The organism is Saccharomonospora sp. NB11, from assembly GCF_015910535.1.
Classification (GTDB): Bacteria; Actinomycetota; Actinomycetes; order Mycobacteriales; family Pseudonocardiaceae; genus Saccharomonospora.
Map to the genome: position 1 here is coordinate 217932 of NZ_JACBJG010000004.1, position 17415 is coordinate 235346.

The 17415-nt window shown below is 68.5% G+C and carries 17 protein-coding genes; 9 read left to right on the plus strand and 8 right to left on the minus strand.

Features of this window, described 5'->3' with window-relative positions; all coding sequences use genetic code 11:
• Window positions 1–130: 130 nt before the first annotated feature.
• Window positions 131–592, minus strand: coding sequence for a MarR family winged helix-turn-helix transcriptional regulator (locus JAV51_RS07725; protein ID WP_197319966.1), 462 nt, complete (start codon window positions 590–592; stop codon window positions 131–133).
• A gap of 242 nt (window positions 593–834) precedes the next feature.
• Here JAV51_RS07725 and JAV51_RS07730 point away from each other — a divergent pair, with 242 nt between their 5' ends.
• Entirely contained in the window at window positions 835–2427 is a 1593-nt protein-coding gene (locus JAV51_RS07730) for an amidohydrolase family protein (RefSeq protein ID WP_197319967.1), read from the plus strand.
• 94 nt (window positions 2428–2521) lie between these two features.
• The gene (locus JAV51_RS07735; RefSeq protein WP_197320122.1) at window positions 2522–2899 is read left to right on the plus strand and encodes a PH domain-containing protein; all 378 of its coding nucleotides are present in this window, start codon (window positions 2522–2524) and stop codon (window positions 2897–2899) included.
• Window positions 2900–2914: 15 nt separating this feature from the next.
• Here JAV51_RS07735 and JAV51_RS07740 read toward each other — a convergent pair whose 3' ends face one another.
• Entirely contained in the window at window positions 2915–3541 is a 627-nt protein-coding gene (locus JAV51_RS07740) for a YigZ family protein (RefSeq protein WP_197319968.1), read from the minus strand.
• A 515-nt stretch (window positions 3542–4056) separates the two neighbouring features.
• On the opposite strand from JAV51_RS07740, the gene JAV51_RS07745 reads away from it, so the two are divergent.
• The 3 genes from JAV51_RS07745 (at window position 4057) to JAV51_RS07755 (ending at window position 7388) form a co-directional block, all read left to right on the plus strand.
• Window positions 4057–6279, plus strand: coding sequence for a carbon starvation CstA family protein (locus tag JAV51_RS07745; RefSeq protein WP_197319969.1), 2223 nt, complete (start codon window positions 4057–4059; stop codon window positions 6277–6279).
• On the plus strand, window positions 6276–6512 hold the full coding sequence (locus tag JAV51_RS07750; RefSeq protein WP_197319970.1) for a YbdD/YjiX family protein: 237 nt from the start codon (window positions 6276–6278) through the stop codon (window positions 6510–6512). Before JAV51_RS07745 ends, JAV51_RS07750 begins: the two co-directional genes overlap by 4 nt.
• Window positions 6513–6626: 114 nt before the next feature.
• On the plus strand, window positions 6627–7388 hold the full coding sequence (locus JAV51_RS07755) for a VOC family protein (protein WP_197319971.1): 762 nt from the start codon (window positions 6627–6629) through the stop codon (window positions 7386–7388).
• A 48-nt stretch (window positions 7389–7436) separates the two neighbouring features.
• Here the strand turns inward: JAV51_RS07755 and JAV51_RS07760 are convergent, their stop codons facing one another.
• The gene (locus JAV51_RS07760; protein ID WP_307845771.1) at window positions 7437–8360 is read right to left on the minus strand and encodes a dihydrodipicolinate synthase family protein; all 924 of its coding nucleotides are present in this window, start codon (window positions 8358–8360) and stop codon (window positions 7437–7439) included.
• Window positions 8357–8701: a hypothetical protein gene (locus JAV51_RS07765; RefSeq protein WP_307845772.1), complete on the minus strand. Its 345-nt coding sequence runs from the start codon at window positions 8699–8701 to the stop codon at window positions 8357–8359. The genes JAV51_RS07760 and JAV51_RS07765 overlap by 4 nt, the downstream gene beginning before the upstream one ends.
• Window positions 8702–8889: 188 nt before the next feature.
• Between JAV51_RS07765 and JAV51_RS07770 the strand changes: the two genes are divergently transcribed.
• On the plus strand, window positions 8890–10269 hold the full coding sequence (locus JAV51_RS07770; protein ID WP_197319972.1) for an APC family permease: 1380 nt from the start codon (window positions 8890–8892) through the stop codon (window positions 10267–10269).
• A gap of 125 nt (window positions 10270–10394) precedes the next feature.
• On the opposite strand, the gene JAV51_RS07775 is transcribed toward JAV51_RS07770, so the two are convergent.
• From JAV51_RS07775 to JAV51_RS07790, 4 genes are all read right to left on the minus strand, one after another.
• Window positions 10395–12242, minus strand: a complete 1848-nt coding sequence (locus JAV51_RS07775; protein WP_197319973.1) for a DUF262 domain-containing protein — start codon at window positions 12240–12242, stop codon at window positions 10395–10397.
• A 178-nt stretch (window positions 12243–12420) separates the two neighbouring features.
• The gene (locus JAV51_RS07780; protein ID WP_197319974.1) at window positions 12421–13881 is read right to left on the minus strand and encodes an SDR family oxidoreductase; all 1461 of its coding nucleotides are present in this window, start codon (window positions 13879–13881) and stop codon (window positions 12421–12423) included.
• 20 nt (window positions 13882–13901) lie between these two features.
• Window positions 13902–14042 (minus strand): hypothetical protein, encoded by a 141-nt coding sequence (locus tag JAV51_RS07785; RefSeq protein WP_197319975.1) that lies wholly within the window; start codon window positions 14040–14042, stop codon window positions 13902–13904.
• Between the two features lie 35 nt (window positions 14043–14077).
• Window positions 14078–15283 (minus strand): aminotransferase class V-fold PLP-dependent enzyme, encoded by a 1206-nt coding sequence (locus JAV51_RS07790; RefSeq protein ID WP_374058991.1) that lies wholly within the window; start codon window positions 15281–15283, stop codon window positions 14078–14080.
• Window positions 15284–15987: 704 nt separating this feature from the next.
• Between JAV51_RS07790 and JAV51_RS07795 the strand changes: the two genes are divergently transcribed.
• The 3 genes from JAV51_RS07795 (at window position 15988) to JAV51_RS07805 (ending at window position 17413) form a co-directional block, all read left to right on the plus strand.
• The gene (locus tag JAV51_RS07795) at window positions 15988–16344 is read left to right on the plus strand and encodes an Lsr2 family protein (protein WP_197319976.1); all 357 of its coding nucleotides are present in this window, start codon (window positions 15988–15990) and stop codon (window positions 16342–16344) included.
• Window positions 16345–16430: 86 nt separating this feature from the next.
• On the plus strand, window positions 16431–16778 hold the full coding sequence (locus JAV51_RS07800; RefSeq protein ID WP_197319977.1) for a histidine triad nucleotide-binding protein: 348 nt from the start codon (window positions 16431–16433) through the stop codon (window positions 16776–16778).
• A gap of 26 nt (window positions 16779–16804) precedes the next feature.
• Entirely contained in the window at window positions 16805–17413 is a 609-nt protein-coding gene (locus tag JAV51_RS07805; protein ID WP_197319978.1) for an SRPBCC domain-containing protein, read from the plus strand.
• The last annotated feature ends 2 nt before the right edge of the window (window positions 17414–17415 follow it).

The window sequence follows — 17415 nt, forward strand, 5'->3', positions numbered from 1 at the left end:
GCTCGCGTCGAGAATGGCTCGGGTGTCGAGGGGGTTCGCCTCGGCGGCGGCCAGGGTCGCGCGAAAGGTGCTCGCCGTGGCGTGATGCGGCTGTTCCCGTTTCCGGAATGCCCCGAGGCAGTCGGGGTTCTCAGGACGTGGGCCGGTCGGCGCGCAGGGAGTCGAGGAGCTTCGCGGCGATGTCGCCGAATCGGTCGAGTTCCTCAGGCGTGAGGCGGTCGATGAACAGGCGTCGGACTTCCCGCGCGTGCCCCGGAACGGCGTCCTTGAGCGCGGTGAGCCCCTTCGGCGTGATCACCGCTTCCCTGCCACGGGAGCCGCATCGTTCTCGGGTGACCAGTCCGCGTGTGCTCATGCGGGTGAGTTGGTGGTGCAGGCGGCTTTTCTCCCACCCGGCCGCGCGGCCGAGCTCGAAGAGGCGCATTCGCCCGTTCGGTGCCTCGGACAGCAATGCCAGCACGGTGTAGTCGGCATTGGACAGACCGCTGTCGGCGAGAAGCTGCTGCTCGATGCGGGTCCGTAGTAGTTCCAGCATCTGGTAGGACGCCCGCCATGCGGCGAGTTCGCGCTCGGTCAGTTCCGACTGCTCCATAACAGCATCCTAACTTTGAGTTGATACATCAACTCAAAGGCGTAGATTCGAGGTGCCAACCTCAGTTCCGACGAAGCAGGGCAGGTGCCCGTGGACCTCGGGAAGCGCATCGTCGTCCGGGCGAGCCGACCCACCTCTCCCACCGCGAGGGGCGTCTCCGGCCTTCACGACACGTCCGAACCACTTCTTCTCGCGCCCACACCGCTTCCGCCTGCCCAACCCACCAGCGAAGGAGGCTCCCCATGCCCAACCGGCACGACGACAACTCCCCTCGAAACGAGGTCGCTTCGCGATACGGCCGTCGCGATTTCCTGAAAGCGTCAGCAGTGGCAGGCGTGGCGGGCGCGAGTCTGCTGACGTCGCCTCCCGCTCGGGCACACGACGGCCGGGAACAGGAACCACCACGTGACAGCGGAAAGCGGGGACGCCGCTACGTGATTCGAGGCGGGGCGGTGATGTCGATGGACCCGACGGTGGGCGACTTCGAGGTCGCCGACGTCGTGGTGGACGGCACGAAGATCGTCGAGGTTCGACCGCACGTCCACGCACCGGGAATCGACGTGATCGACGCCCGAGGACGCATCGTCATGCCGGGGTTCGTCGACACGCACCACCATCAGTTCGAAACCGCGCTGCGGTCGTTCCTCCCCAACGCCCTGCTGCGCGACGACGGGTCCGGTTCACCGAGCGCCGACCCGTCGTACGTGGAGTACGTGCTGGAACGGTTCGCGCCCGCGTATCGGCCGGAGGACGTGTATCTCAGCTCGCTGTTCGCCGGACTGGCCCAACTCGACACCGGTGTCACCACCGTGCACGACGTCTCGCAGATCCACCACTCGCCCGAGCACTCCGACGCCGCGATCCAGGCACTCGTCGACGCCGAACGGCGCGCCGCGTTCGGCTACTTCCAGGGCGACGGTCGCCCCGAGGAGCGCTATCCGCAGGACGCCTATCGCATCCGGAAGCAGTGGTTCGCCTCCGACGACCAGTTGGTCAGCATGATCATGGGCGGCGAGATCCAGGAGAACGAGGAGGTCTACACCCGCGCCTGGAAGATCGCCCGCGAGCTGGATCTGTCGATCGCCGCGCATGCCGTGTCGGGCGCGGTGCCTCGGCCGGTCATCGACGAGCTCGCCCGCGGCACCGGAGGGAGCACGGGCGATCTCGGTTTCGGTTCGGACGTGCTGCTGATCCACATGACCGGGATGTCCGACCTGGCCTGGCGGCGGGCCCGCGACGCGGGTGTGCGGGTGTCGGTGGCCTTCCCGATCGAGATGCACATGCGCCACGGCGTGCCGCCCATCCTCACGATGCAGAAGCTCGGCATGGAGCCCTCCCTCAGCTCCGACGTCGAGACCACCATGGCCGCCGACCCGTTCACGCTGATGCGGTCGGCGCTGACCATGCAGCGCATGCTGGTCAACCAGATGGTCCTCGAACAAGGCGACTTCACCCCGCCCAACGAATGGCCGACGCCCGCCGAGGGCACCCCGCCGCTGCTCACCGTCCGCGACGTCCTGCGCTACGCGACCGTCAACGGGGCCGCACACCTTCGCCTCGACCACAAGACCGGCTCCCTCACTCCCGGCAAGGAGGCCGACATCGTGCTCCTCGACGCCACCGCTCCCAACGTCGCCCCGCTCAACAACGTGCCGGGGGCCGTGGTCACCCTCATGGACCGCACCAACGTCGAGACCGTGATCGTCGCGGGCAAGATCCGCAAGTGGAAGGGGCGGCTGCTCGACGTCGACCTCGACCGCCTGCGGCACGACCTGGAGAACTCGCGCGACCACCTGTTCCGCGCGGTGGGAATTCGGCCGAATTTGTTCGCGTGACGGGATCCCCGACATCGTCGCGAAACAGGCCCTCGGGGATCGATGTTTCGCTACCGTGATCACACCATCCGAACTCGCCGACGGGGGACGACACATGGGGCTCTTCAGCGGACTGATGGGAAACGCGTCGAGCATCGACCCCCGTACGGCGACGCGGGAACTACGGCGCTTGCTGGCCGAGGGAGAACAGATCCGGGCCGCCTACCAGTTGATCCGGGACTACTTCGTCTTCACCGACCACCGCCTGATTCTCGTCGACAAGCAGGGCGTGACCGGCCGGAAGATCGAATACCACTCGATTCCGTACCGCAGCATCACTCACTTCGCCGTCGAGACCGCCGGGCACTTCGACCTCGACGCCGAGTTGAAGATCTGGCTCTCCGGGACGGAAGTACCGCTTGCGAAGCAGTTCAGCAAGGGAGTCGACGTCTACGAGGTCCAGGCCCTGTTGAGCACCTACGTGGCGCGCTGACCACGGCTCGGGACGTCACGGCAGGTAGAGGTCGCAGGGGCCGGCGTCGAGGACGTCGAGCCGCTCCCCGACGTGCTCGGCGAGCCACGCCTCGAACTCCTCCACCGCGTCCTCGGTGACGGCGACCGTGAACGTGACGTCCGAGCCGTAGTCCACTCCCCGCAGCCGGTACGGCGAGTTGCGCAGGTGGTTCTCCAGCCGTCCCGCCCGATCGTGGGGCAGGGCCAGGAGTAGTTCGCGGTGTCGGACACGGCGCAGCTCGCCCACCACGTCCAGGGTGGCGGAGAGCGCACCGGAATAGGCACGCACGAGACCTCCGGCTCCGAGCTTGACGCCACCGAACCAGCGCGACACCACCGCGACGACGTCGGTGAGGCCACGCCGGGTCAGCACTTCCAGCATCGGCACCCCCGCCGTTCCGGACGGTTCGCCGTCGTCGTTGCTGCGTGCCGTCAACGCGCCGGTCTCGGGGTCACCGATGCGCAGCGCGACGCAGTGATGGGTGGCGTCGGGTCCGGCCCGTCGCACCCGGGTGATCACGGCGTTGGCCTCGTCCACGCTCGTGACGCGGGCCACCGTGCACAGGAAGCGGGAACGCTGGATCTCGATCTCGTGCTCGCCGTCGCGGGCGATCACCCGCATCGCCACACCCTTCCCCGCACTCGCCCTGCCGACTGCCGATCCTACGTCGCCCGTCGGTGCCGCCGGCCCGGCGTCGGCCGGAGGTGCCGCGCGTCGCAGTGAGGACCAGTGACGCCCCCGGCAAGCGCGTCGCATGCCGGACGGCCACGGTCACGGCCGGCTCCACCACCGACTCCGAACCCGAAAGGTCCCCTCTGCCGGTTTCGTCCCGGACACCTCGCCCTAACGCCGCAGTGTCACACGCGTCGACCACGCATCGTGCACGACAAACCACCCGTTAGGAGTGGCCATGGGGCCCCATGTTCGTGATACACCTCAGGGCCTGATGCTCACGAGACGTGCACAGGCTCCGGGAAGGAGGCGGGACGGTTTCCCCGCGGATCTTCCACGGGCGCACGCCTCGAGCCACATCAGCCGACGACAACGCCCCGGCAGGCGCCGGCACGGCCCGGTCGCGCTGATCCCGGCACCGAATCCGTCGTCGGTCGATCGCACACACACGCGCAGGAGCACACATGGCAACGGTCGGACATCCACCGGTCGAGGCGGACGACAAACCGAGATGGACACCGGGCAAGATCGCACTCTGGGTCGCGATCTCCCTGCTCGGCGGTACCGCCTGGACCGTTCTCGCGGTGGCCCGGGACGAGCACGTGAACGCGATCTGGTTCGTGTTCGCCGCGCTCTGCTCGTACGCCATCGGGTACCGGTTCTACGCGAGGTTCATCCTCACGAAGGTCCTCAAGGCTGACGACAAGCGCGCCACCCCGGCGGAGCGGCTGGAGAACGGCGTCGACTACAACCGCACCGACCGCCGGGTGCTCTACGGGCACCACTTCGCGGCCATCGCAGGTGCGGGTCCGCTGGTCGGGCCGGTGCTCGCCGCTCAGATGGGATACCTGCCCGGCACGATCTGGATCATCGTCGGCGTCGTGTTCGCCGGAGCCGTGCAGGACATGGTGGTGCTGTTCTTCTCGATGCGCCGCAACGGCCGGTCGCTCGGGCAGATGGCCCGCGACGAGATCGGCCCGGTCGGGGGCGTCGCGGCGCTGCTCGCCGTCCTCTCGATCATGATCATTCTGCTGGCGGTGCTGGCGCTCGTGGTCGTGAACTCCCTCGCCGAGTCGCCGTGGGGTGTGTTCTCGATCGCGATGACGATCCCGATCGCGTTCCTGATGGGCTTCTACCTCCGATACCTGCGGCCGGGCCGCGTCACCGAGGTCAGCCTCATCGGTTGTGCACTGCTGCTGCTCGCGATCGTGGCGGGTGGTTGGGTCGCCGACTCCTCCTGGGCGTCGGTGTTCACGCTGGACAAGGTCACGCTGGTCTGGTGCTTGATCATCTACGGCTTCCTGGCGTCGGTGCTGCCCGTCTGGATGCTGTTGGCGCCTCGCGACTACCTGTCGACGTTCATGAAGGTGGGCACCATCGGCCTGCTCGCCGTGGGCGTGCTCGTCGCGATGCCCGCCACCACGATGCCCGCGTTCACCGACTTCGCGTTCAACAGCGACGGACCCGCGTTCGCGGGTTCGCTGTTCCCATTCGTGTTCATCACGATCGCGTGCGGTGCGCTGTCGGGTTTCCACGCCCTGGTCTCGTCGGGCACCACGCCGAAGATGGTGGCCAAGGAACGTCAGGTCAAGCTCATCGGCTACGGCGGCATGCTGACCGAGTCGTTCGTGGCGATCATGGCTTTGGTCGCGGCCTGCGTGATCGACCAGGGCCTGTACTTCGCGATGAACTCGGCGGCGGGCGCGACGGGCGGCACGGCCGAGGGCGCGGCACAGTTCGTCAACGGTCTGGGCCTGGCCGGGGTGTCCACCACGCCGGAAGCCCTCGACGCCGCCGCGGCGGCGGTCCAGGAGGAATCGCTGGTCTCCCGCACCGGTGGCGCACCGACCCTCGCCGTCGGCATCTCGGAGGTCCTCGGCGACGTCTTCGGTGGTGAGGGCGCGAAGGCGTTCTGGTACCACTTCGCGATCATGTTCGAGGCCCTGTTCATCCTCACCACGGTGGACGCGGGCACGCGCGTGGGCCGCTTCATGCTGCAGGACACCCTGGGCAACGTCGTCCCGAAGTTCAAGAACCCGTCGTGGCGGCCGGGCGCCATCCTGGCCAGCGCGGTGATCGTGGCCGCGTGGGGTTCGATCCTGCTGATGGGCGTCACCGACCCGCTCGGTGGCATCAACACGCTGTTCCCGCTGTTCGGCATCGCCAACCAGTTGCTCGCCGCCGTGGCGTTGGCGGTGTGCGTGACGATCCTCTGCAAGACCGGCCGGGTGAAGTACGCCTGGGTGCCGGGCATCCCGTTGGTGTGGGACGTCGTCGTGACCCTGACGGCGAGCTGGCAGAAGATCTTCAGCAGCGACCCCAACATCGGCTACTGGACGCAGCATCAGGCGTACAAGGACGCTCTGGCCGCGGGCGAGACGTCGATGGGGCCCGCGGAGAACGTCGAGCAGATGGAACAGGTCGTGCGCAACACGTTCATCCAGGGCAGCCTGTCGATCCTGTTCGCGCTGCTGATCATCGTGGTGCTCGTCGACGCACTCCGGAAGTCGATCAGCGCGATCCGGTCCGGGACTGTCAGGGACACCGAGCACCCGGCGGAGGAGTCGCACGTGTTCGCGCCCTCCGGGCTGTTCGCCACGCCCGAGGAGAAACGGCTCGCGGCCGAGTGGCGTGAATGGGAGGAACGGCAGGACCCGACCCAGGACTCGACCGAGGCCCGGGTATGACCGACCGCACGGGTGTGTCCCGCCCCGCTCTGGCGAGAGCCGGGGCGGGGCTCGCCCGCGGCTGGCGTGCCCTGCGCTGGTACGTCAAGGAGGTCGTGGGCGAGAACGACTACGAGCACTACGTGACCCATCTGCGTCGCCACCATCCCGACACGCAGCCGATGTCGAGGCGGGAGTTCGAACGGCGCAAGACGGACCGCATGGACGTCGATCCGGGGTCGCGCTGCTGCTGACCCGCGTTTAGGGCGCGGTCGGCAGGGAACGCGGCGTGCGGGACCGTTGGACCGCGAACGGTTCCGCACGCCCGCCGACCACGACTCGTGGACCGGCTTTCGTGGGGAGGGACGATGGAACTGACGACCGCCCAACCGCCCGGGACACCGACGTGGATCGACCTCGGCGTCCCCGACCTCGATCGCGCCACGGACTTCTACGGGGCCCTGTTCGGCTGGGAGTTCGACGTCGGCCCCGAGGAAACGGGCCGCTACACCCTCTGTCGTCTTCGGGGCAAGGCGGTCGCGGGGATGATGCCGGACCCGGAACCCGAGAACACCGACTGGAACCTCTACTTCGCCACCGACGACTGCGACGCGACCGTCGCGAAGGTCGATGGTGCTGGCGGCCGGGTGCTGTCCGGTCCTCTGGACGTCATGGACCAAGGCCGCATGGCTGTGATCGAGGATCCGACGGGGGCGAGCTTCTGCCTGTGGCAGGCGCGCCATCGCCTCGGCTGCGAGCTCGTGAACGAACCCGGCACGCTGCTTCGCAACGACCTCGTCACGCCGGACCCGGAACCCGCTCGCCGCTTCTACGCCACGCTGTTCGACTTCACCCTGGACGACAATCCAGACATGCCGGACATGCCGGATATGGACTTCACCTTCCTGCGCCGACCGGACGGCCACGAGATCGGCGGCATCCTCGGTGATTCCTCGGCCACGCGGTCCCGCTGGGGCACGTTGTTCCAGGTCTCCGACACCGACGAGGTCGCGCGACGGGCCGTCCAGGCTGGCGGGTCCGCGGAGGAGCCATTCGACATGGTCTACGGCAGGCTGGCGAGCATCACCGACCCGTTCGGCACCGAGTTCCAGGTGGGCTCGCCCTCCTGAGCCCGCGCCGCCGACGGCTCAGCGCCTGTCGGCTCGGCGCGTGACGGTTCAGCGCGTGACGCCGAGGTCGTCGAGCATCGACGCGACCTCGGCGCGCTGGTCGTCGTCGAGGCCGAGAATCGGCAGCGGCAGACAGGACCGCCGTGCCAGGCCGAAGTGTTCGGCGATCGCGGCAGTGACGCGCAGGCTGCCTCCAAGGCGCGCGAACGACTCCCACAGCGGGGCCAGCCGCCGCGACTCGGCGAGTGCCGCCGCCTCGTCACCACGCCGCGCGGCGCGCACGATGCGAAGGGCGAGTTCGGGCAGCGTCCCGGCGACGACCGAGTACCAGCCGTCGCATCCGGCGGCGAGACCGGTCGCCGCGACGGCGTCACCCGACACCCCGATGGTCACCCTCTCGGACACCACCTGCCGGATCGCCGCGACGTGGGCGCGCGCCTCCGCGAGATCGGTCGGCACACCCGGGATCTTGATCGACGCGACGCCGGGAAGCTCGGCCACCCGCGCGTAGAGGTCGAGGCCGAACGTGAAATGGGTGGTCCCCGGGTTGTCGTAGACGATCACGGGCACCGAGCTGTTCTCGGTGACCGTCCGGACGAGCGTGAACACGTCGTCGGTGAGCGGTTGGTAGGTCATCGGAGCGAGCAACAATCCGGCCGCCCCGGCCCGCTGGGCGTCCTCGGCGTGCGCGAGCACCTGCGACGTGCGCAACGCGCCGATGCCGACGAACACGGGCGTCGACCCCGCGTGCTCGACCGCCAGTCGCGCCACGGTGGCTCGTTCCCGACGGTCGAGATAGGCGTACGAGCCGGTGGATCCGAGCGCGGTGATCGAGTCGACCCCCGCCTCCGCCAGCCGTCGCACGAGCGTGGCGAAGGCGTGTTCGTCCACTCTGTCGTCGACGAGCGGAGTGAGCGGGAAGGCGCTGAGACCGGTGAACGTCGCGGCGTCGGGCACGGCGCGTGTGGTCACCGGGCGCGCGGACGATCGAAGAGCGTCACCAGCAGCCGATGGACCACCTCGTGGTCGCGCGGGTCGTGCAGGCGATAGTCGGCACCTTTGAGCGTGTACCACTCGTTGGCGCCGACGTAGCGGATCGCCAGGTTCAACGTCCCGTCCTCGGCGCACGAGGTGTGCAGTTCGAGGTCTCCGGTGATCACCCCGACCTCGTTGGTCATCACGCCGTCGGAGACGGCACTGAAGGTCGAGACCAGGTCCGGCACGGCGAACTCCCGTCGGCTGAGACCGAGCGCGCTCGACGGCGCACTCGGGATGTCGGCGACTGCACGATCGATTCCCAGCGTACTCGGCACGAACTCGCCGGGTACCGAGACGACCCCGTCGCGTTCACCCGCCCGCCGTGGCCCGGCCGGGCGACGGCGCCCACCGCATCGCCGCAGCGCGAAGCGGGTAGTCCCTTCCGGACGTACCGCGTGCGGCGCGCCCGGCATTCGGCGGAGTCGCCACCCGGGCCGCCGCGCACTGCGCAGAGGAGACGAACGTGCCCGGCGATTCCACTGCCGTGCCGACGCCTGCTTTGAAGAAGGCGATCGGCCCGCGGTTGCTGTTGTTCTTCATCATCGGCGACATCCTCGGGACGACGATCTACGCGCTCACCGGCGAGGTCGCGGGCAAGGTGGGCGGTGCGTTGTGGGTGCCGTTCCTCGTGGCGTTCGTCGTCGCGGTCCTGACCGCGTGCAGCTACCTGGAGCTGGTCGGCAAGTACCCGAAGGCCGGGGGCGCGCCCCTGTACGTGCACAAGGCGTTCGGCGTCCACATCCTGACCTTCCTCATCGCGTTCGCCGTGATGAGTTCCGGCATCACGTCGGCGTCGTCGGCGGCGCAGGCGTTCAGCGGCGACTACCTGGAGGAGATCGTCGGGGAGAACGTCGCAGGCTGGTCGTGGCTCGTGGCCATCGGCTTCCTGGTGCTGCTGTCGCTGGTGAACTTCCGAGGAGTCAGCGAGTCGGTGCGCGCCAACGTGGTCTTGACCTGCGTGGAGCTGAGCGGACTCGCCATCGTGATCCTGTTCGGCGGGTACGCCCTGCTCACCGGCACACACAGCGCCGAGGTCGATCCCGACCCGGGTCGGCTGGTGCAGTTCGACCCCGACACCACGCCGCTGTTGGCCGTCACCTCGGCCACCGCCCTCGCGTTCTTCGCGATGGTGGGCTTCGAGGACTCGGTGAACATGGCCGAGGAGACCAAGAATCCCACCAAGTCCTTCCCCAAGGCCCTGCTGCTCGGCATGGGCATCACCGTCACGATCTACCTGCTGGTCGCACTGATCACCTCGACGCTGGTGCCGACCGACACGCTCGCCGAGTCCGACGGTCCCCTGTTGCTGGTGGTCCAGGCCGCGGCGCCGTGGTTCCCACCGGTGGTGTTCTCCCTGGTTGCTCTGTTCGCCGTCACGAACACCGCGCTGATCAACATGATGATGGCCAGCCGACTCGTCTACGGCATGGCGCAGGAACACGTCATCCCGTCGCCGCTCGGAGTGATCCACCCCGCCCGTCGGACGCCCTGGGTCGCCATCCTGTTCACCAGCCTCATCGCGGTGATTCTCGTGAGTTCACTGGACATCGGCGATCTGGGCAGCACCACGTCGCTGCTGCTGTTGGCGGTGTTCACGGTCGTCAACGTCGCCGTGTTGGTGCTGCGTCGCGACACGGTGCCGCACGATCACTTCCGCGCCCCGACGTGGGTGCCGGTGCTGGGGGCGTTGAGTTGCGCGTTCTTCGCGAGCCCGCTGTCCGGTCGCCCGTCCACCGAGTACGTGGTCGCCGGCATCCTGCTGGGCATCGGCCTCCTGTTCTGGCTGCTCAACGCCGTCATCGAACGCCGAAGGTCGTCCGACCCGTCGAAACTCGGCAAGTAACCCCGGGCGTGTCCGCGCCTCCCGCACGCATGTCCGCACCTCCCGCACGCATGTCGGGATCTCCTGCACGCATGTCGCGGTCGCAGGGCGAGGACACGCCGGGGCCGTTCGAGAGAGCACCTGTTCTAGTCGACGGTGAAGCTCGCGTCGTCACCGTCGACCGGATCGTCCGGCTCGCTGAGGAACGCGTCGGCCGACTCGCTCCCGCCACTCAGTGAGTCACGGTCGACGTCCCGTGCCGCACGCTTCCCCATCGCCTGTTCGACGAGCTTGAGCAGCGCTTCTCGACGGTGGGTGAAGAAGCGCTCGAACGAGCCCTCGCGGAGCGCGGCCGTGTCGATCTGGTGAGCTGCCACGATGGCGTCGAGCTCCGCGGCCGAGATCTTGGCCTTCGCGTCGAGTTTTCGCATGTAGTCGGCGGGCGAAGCGCCGCCGAGCAACTGGTTCGTCTTCCGGGCGAGCGGCGTCTTGTTGACGATGCTCTCCCGCAACTCGGCGTCGATGCCGTTCTTCTGACACCAGGCCTTGGGGAAGATGTGATGGATGTCCACCACGAGGTTCAGGTAATGAGCGCGGTCGAACGGCTGGTTGTGAAGCCAGTCCTTCGTGTCGTTCGCCATGAGCAGCGCGTGAATGCCCTTGTACGCCGCCGCATTACGGGTCTTGAGAGAGTGCAGGCGAGACTCCACGAAGTTCGCATCCTCCACCGTCCGGGGAACGGTCGCGCCCTCGCCACCGCGCGCCCACTCGGGAACCTGATCGACGTCCCGAGCCATCCTGCTCTCGGTCGCCGAGCTGTACAGCTCGCCGAGCACACCGCACCAGTACCACTGTCGAATCTTCGCCCTCACACCGTGGATGTCGATGTCGTCGCCCATCAGCACCCGCAACGCGGCCAGCGCCACGAGCTGGGTGGGGTAGGGCACGTCACGACTGGTGTGGATGTGTTCGGTGTCGAGGAATCCCGCCACCCACACCATCGCGTCGCGCACCGGATCGGCCCAGATCAGATAGTCGTCGAGCCGTAGGTCGAGGATGTCTTCCTTGCGAGCGGTGGTCGCCTTCTCGCTGTGGTGGCTCGTCAGCAGCATGACGGCTTGGAGGAATTCCGTTTCGCTGATCCCGGCCAGGACCGGGTAGGACTCCACCACGGCCTTCGTCTTCTGCCAGTCGTCCTTCAACCGGAAGTCGGTGCCCGTTTTGCGATAGTAGTCGCCGTCTCCGGCGAACTTTGCGGTCAGTAGCTCGAAGACGGTGAGCTTCATACCTCCGGTGTTGACCTTCTCGAAGACCGTCGCGACAGCTTCCTTCGTCGTCTGCTTGTCCAGCTCGATCGACGGAATGGCGTACGACTGCATCGGAGTCAGCACGGTGTTGAGGAACGCCTTGGCCACCGAGAGATCGCCGTACTCGAACAACCATTCGGTTCCTTTCTCGTCGTAGACGAGATTGACGGGGAAGTACCCGTGTTCGAGTTGCTTGGCCCGAGTCGAGACGTCGAGGATGACGTCTCGGTCGAAGTTCTCACGAATCACGCCGTCGCCGGGCAGCGACTTCACCGCCTCGTCGAGGTTGCGCGGGTCCTCGACCGCCTTCTCGATATCGATGTAGAAGCGCCTTTTCACGAACTTCTTCCGGGCGTCGTAGGTGTTCACGACACCGTCACCCCAGAGCGCCTGGCTCAACGACGTGAGTCGCTGTTGTCCGTCGAGGACGAGAAGAGCTGGTTCCACCACACCTTGCTCGAGGTCGACACCCTCGATCGGCTTCGGCTTGAACCGCACTTGGTCGTTGCCGGTCTGAAGCATCATCACCACGCCCAGCGGATGCCCGTGAGCGATCGTGACCAGTAGCGAGCGGATCCGTTCCTCGTCCCACACGTAACCGCGCTGGAAGTCAGGGATCTGGATCTCGCCCTTGGCGATCATGGGAAGAAGCTCTTTGAGCGGGTGCTGCGGGGTTTGAAAGCCCATCGGATTCCTCTTGGTCGTTCGGGCGCGACGCCATTCGCACACCTCCGTGCGGCTTCGAGCTGCGTGACGGCGGCACACACCAAGTTGTCAAGCTTCCACGGTGTCGTCAGCGATCATGATCTTCGCCCGTAGCATAGTGACTACTCAGCGTCAGAATGACCGAATCGCCTCAGACACCTCACTCTGCTCGCTCCGCGGCGGCGGTGATGTTGCGCGTCATGCCGCCGAAGACCAGCGCGTGGAACGGTGCGACCGCCTTCCAGTAGAGGTGGCCCGCGAGTCCTCTCGGCACGAACACGGCTCGCTGCCGGTAGTGGGCGCCGCCGTTCGAGGCCGGGTCGACCCGCAACTCCAGCCAGGCTTGCCCCGGGAGCCGCATCTCCGCTCGGAGCCGCAGGGAGCGCGGTGGGTCCAGGTGTTCCACCCGCCACCAGTCCAGCGCCTCGCCCACGCGGAGACGCCGGGGGTCACGGCGGCCGCGGCGGAGGCCGACTCCGCCGCTCAGGCGGTCGATCCAGCCTCGCACCGACCAGGCGAGCGGGAACGAGTACCACCCGGTCTCGCCGCCGATGGCCTCGACGACCTCCCACAGTGTCCTCGGATCAGCGGACGTACGCGCCTCGCGGACGTCGGTGTACACGGAGCCGCCGGACCACGTCGGGTCGGACGACAGCGGCTCCGACGGGTCGCCGGGCGTGGCGTCCGACCAACGGGTCGGCACGTCGGCGTCGCGGATGCGCCGCAGCGCGCGTTCGACGGCCCGGTCGTACGGGGTCAGCCCGCCCTCCGGGTCGGGAACGATCTCGGCGATCGACCGGTCCCGGCACACGACCTCGTGCACGAGTGACTCCACCAACGGCACGGCGAGCGCCCGAGGCACGGGCGTCACGAGGTTCACCCACTGCGCCGACAGCCACGGCGTCAGGACGGGCACCACAAGGATCACGCGCCGACGCAACCCGGCCACGGCGGCGTAGCGGCGGAGCATGTCGAGGTACGTCAGCACCTCGGGACCGCCGATGTCGAACGCGTCGTTGATCCGGCCGGGGGCGGTGGCCGCTCCGACGAGGTAGTGCAGGACGTCGCGGACCGCGATGGGTTGGATCCGGTTGTGCACCCAGCGCGGCGTGATCATCACGGGCAGGTTCTCGGTGAGGTAGCGCAGCATCTCGAAGCTCGCCGAGCCGGACCCGAGCACGACCGCGGCACGCAGTTCGACGGTGGGTACGCCGCTTTCGCGCAGGATGCGCCCGACCTCCGCACGAGAAGCGAGGTGCGCCGACAGTGGTCGGCCGTCCCGGCGCGGGAGGATTCCACCGAGATACACGATGCGCGACACGCCCGCCGCGAGCGCGGCGTCGGCGACGAGGTGGGCCGCAGCCCGGTCGAGGTCGGCGAACGTGCGGTGGGTCAGGGAGTGCACCAGGTAGTAGACGACATCCTGGCCCCGCACCGCGTCGGCGACGGTGGCGGCGTCGGTGACGTCGGCACGGACGACCTCCACGCGGTCGCGCCAGCCGAATCCGGAGAGTTTCGCGGGGTCGCGGGCCACCGCGCGCACCTGGTGTCCCGCGGCCAGCAGGGCGGGCACGAGTCGGCCTCCGATGTAGCCGGTGGCCCCGAACACCACGCAGCGCATCCCGGCTCCTTCCGTCGGTGTCACCCCGCCCGGTGCGCCGTGGCGAGCGGACGCAGTCGGCGCTCGCTGTCGCTGCCTCTGTCGGCCGTGTACAGCATGCGGCGGAGGTGGCCGCCGTCCTCGGTCAGCACGTCACAGTCGAGTGTGAGCGGTCCCCGCACCGGGTGCATGATCGTCTTCACGTACCGCCGCCGGCTCAGCGCAGCGACGCGACCGCCGCGCAGAATCGGGCCACCTCGTCCGGGGTGTTGTAGTAGTGGACCGAGGCACGCACCAGCTCGTCGAGGTCTCGGTCCCCCATGTCCCACGGCGTCGACGCCGCGCGCGACACGGTGACGTGGAACCCGCGCTCCCGCAGGCGCGGGACGACGTCGCGCGCGGACAGATCGAAGGTCCGGAAAGACACGATGCCCGAACGACGTGAGCCGAGGTCGGTGACCTCCACGCCGGGAAGCTCCGTCAGTTCTTCCCGCAGGTGCTCGGCGAGTCCGGTCACGTAGTCGTGGACCCACTGCGGCCCCACGTCGAGGTAGTACCGGGCCGCCGCACCGAGACCGAGCACCGCTGCGACGTTGCGCTCGAACAGTTCGAACCGTCGGGCGTCGTTCCGCAGGCGGACCCGACCGCCTTCGAGCCACGCCGAGTCGAGGTCCACGTGCGCGGGGACGAGGTCGTCCAGCGCGCGCCGGCGCACCGCGAGGAAGCCGGTACCCCGGGGCGCACGCAGGTACTTGCGGCCCGTCGCCGAGATCGCGTCCGCCCCGATGGCGTCGAGGTCGACGGGGATCTGCCCGATGCTTTGACATCCGTCGACGAGCAACAGGGCGGGATGGTCGGCGAGGACGGCACCGATGCGGTCGACCGGCTGCACCAGACCACCGTTGGTGGGGGCGTGCGTGATCGCCACCATCCGCACCCGGTCGTCGAGCATTGCCGACAACGCGTCGACGTCGACGTCACCGTCGACGGTGCTCGGCACGCGGTCCACCCGCACGCCGCGACTCTCCGCCATCGCGAGCATGGCGATCAGATTGCTGGAGTACTCGGGGGCCGCGGTGAGCACGCGGTCGCCCTCTCGCCACGACACGGCCGTGAACACCGACACCCACGACCGGGTCGCGCTGTCGGTGATCGCGATCTCCGCCGGGTCGGCCCCGACCAGTCGCGCGAGCGCGGCGTAGCCGTCGGCGAGCTCCTCCTCGACCTCCTCGGCGGCTCGGTAGCCCCCGACCTCTTCCTCCCTGCGCAGGTGCCGGACGACGCGTTCCACCACCGGCCGAGGCGGCAGGGCGGACCCCGCGTTGTCGAAGTGCACCACGTCCTCGCAGGCGGGAGTGTCGGCGCGCAACCGCGCGACCTTCTCGGTGTCGCGGACCAAGGACAGCTCCCCTCGTGACCGCACGGCATCACCGTGCGGGACGACATGACGATCACCCGTCACAGTACCCGCCCGGGTAACGACGACCTCCCCTTTTTGCGCGGCATTACCGCCCGCACCGAGACCGCACCATTCGCACACCCTCACCCAGGCCGAGCGCGCTTTCCCCGGCCTTTCCACCGACGATCACTCGAACCGGAATAAGCGCGCCCACGCTCACCGTTCCGGTCACCGGAATCACCCGAGTCAGCAGCGCGTGATCGAGCCGACCACCTCACGGCGACGGATCGCTTAGACGCGCCGACGCCGGACACGTGTCGCGATCGGCCCGAGCCGCACACGCATCCCGGTCGGCGGCGAGGTCCTTTGTGCCGTGTCCGTCGCGTTCCCCGGGCCCCCACTGGGACGCGGGGAACGCCGAAGTTGGCTCAGTGCCACCGAAAAGCCCTCGGCGTGTAGGTCGTTATACACTGAACCGGAGCCGCCGAACGGGCGTCGAGGACACGCCCTCCCCGACCTCGTGGCCGCGGTGAATACCCTTCGCTTCCTCACAACTGCGTCCCGCATTCTCGGCGCTATGTCCCGAACCGCACCCGGAACCGACCTGCGCGTTTCCAAATCGGCGTCGTAGCAAACGGCACCCGATCGGCCCCCAACGGCGTCAGGTACACTTCTCGATCAACAGACTTCAATTCATTCGCCGAGCAGGCGCGAAGCAGGAGGAACTGGTGGCGCAGCAGATTCTTGTCTCCCTCGTGGACGACCTCGACGGGTCCGAGGCCGACGAGACGGTGCAGTTCGCCCTCGACGGTGTCACCTACGAGATCGACCTGTCGGCGGAGAACGCGGAGGAGCTGCGGGACGCGCTCGCCCAGTACATCGAGCACGCCCGCAGGGCCGGTGGCCGGAAGCGGACGAGCTCCCGCCGTCGCGGCAACAGCCCCGCCGCACCGGCTCGGTCCTCCTCGGCCGAACGTGAGCAGAACCAGGCCATCCGCGCCTGGGCCCGCAAGAACGGGTACGAGATCTCCGACCGCGGCCGCATCCCGTCGGAAGTCGCGGACGCCTACCACAAGGCTCACTGAGCCGACGCGAATCCCGGCTTCCCGGCGTGGCCGGGATTCGCGGCCCCTTCCTCGCGCACGCGCACTCGGCCGCATACAGTGAGTTCGTGAGCACAGACTGCCTGTTCTGCCGGATCGTCGCGCGCTCCGTGCCCGCCACCGTGGTGCACGAAACGGACACCGTGCTGGCCTTCAGGGACATCGCCCCCCAGGCCGACACGCACGTCCTCGTGATCCCCAAGGAGCACTACGCCGACGCCGCCGCCATGGCCACGGCCGACCCGCAACTCGCCGGGGAGGTCCTCGCCGTCGCGGGCGAGGTCGCCAAGATGGACGGTGTGGACGCCACGGGGTACCGCCTGGTCTTCAACACGGGAGAGGACGGCGGCCAGACCGTCTTCCACGCCCACTGTCACGTGCTGGGTGGCCGCAACCTCACGTGGCCCCCGGGCTGAGGGCCGGTCGTGGGGAGGACACACAGATGATCGACATTGCCGACCGGCTGACCGCGACGCACCGTGAGGTGCGAGCCACCGACACCGACGAGTTCGGTCTGGTGCTGCGGCGCCGGTTCCCGGCCCCACCGGAGACCGTGTGGGGTGCGCTGACCGAGGTTGATCGTCTCACCCGCTGGTTCGGCCCCGTGACCGGCGATCTGCGTCCCGGCGGCACGGTCGAACTCGCCGGCCCCGGGACGGCCACGGTGCTCGACTGCGCGGCACCGCACCTGTTCGCCGTCACCTGGGGCAGCGACACCGTCGTGGTCACCGTGCGACTGGCGGCCGACGACCAGGGCGACACCGTCCTCGAACTGGTCCACACCGGGGTGGGACGCGACGGCGCAGTGCGCCACGGACCCGACTGGGACGTGGCCGTCGCCGCACTCGAACGCTTCCTCGCCGGGGACGTCGAACCCGACCCGGCGGCCTGGCGGGCGTCGACCGAGGTGCAGACCTTCGCGCAGCACTCGGCGAGCGCGTGGGTCAGGGCCAGCGAGGTCAGCGGGGTCGCGACGGCCGACCAACTCGTCGACGCGGTCCGGGACTGCCTGCGGCGGCTGGCTCCCGACCTCACCGGCCCCTCGGCCTGACC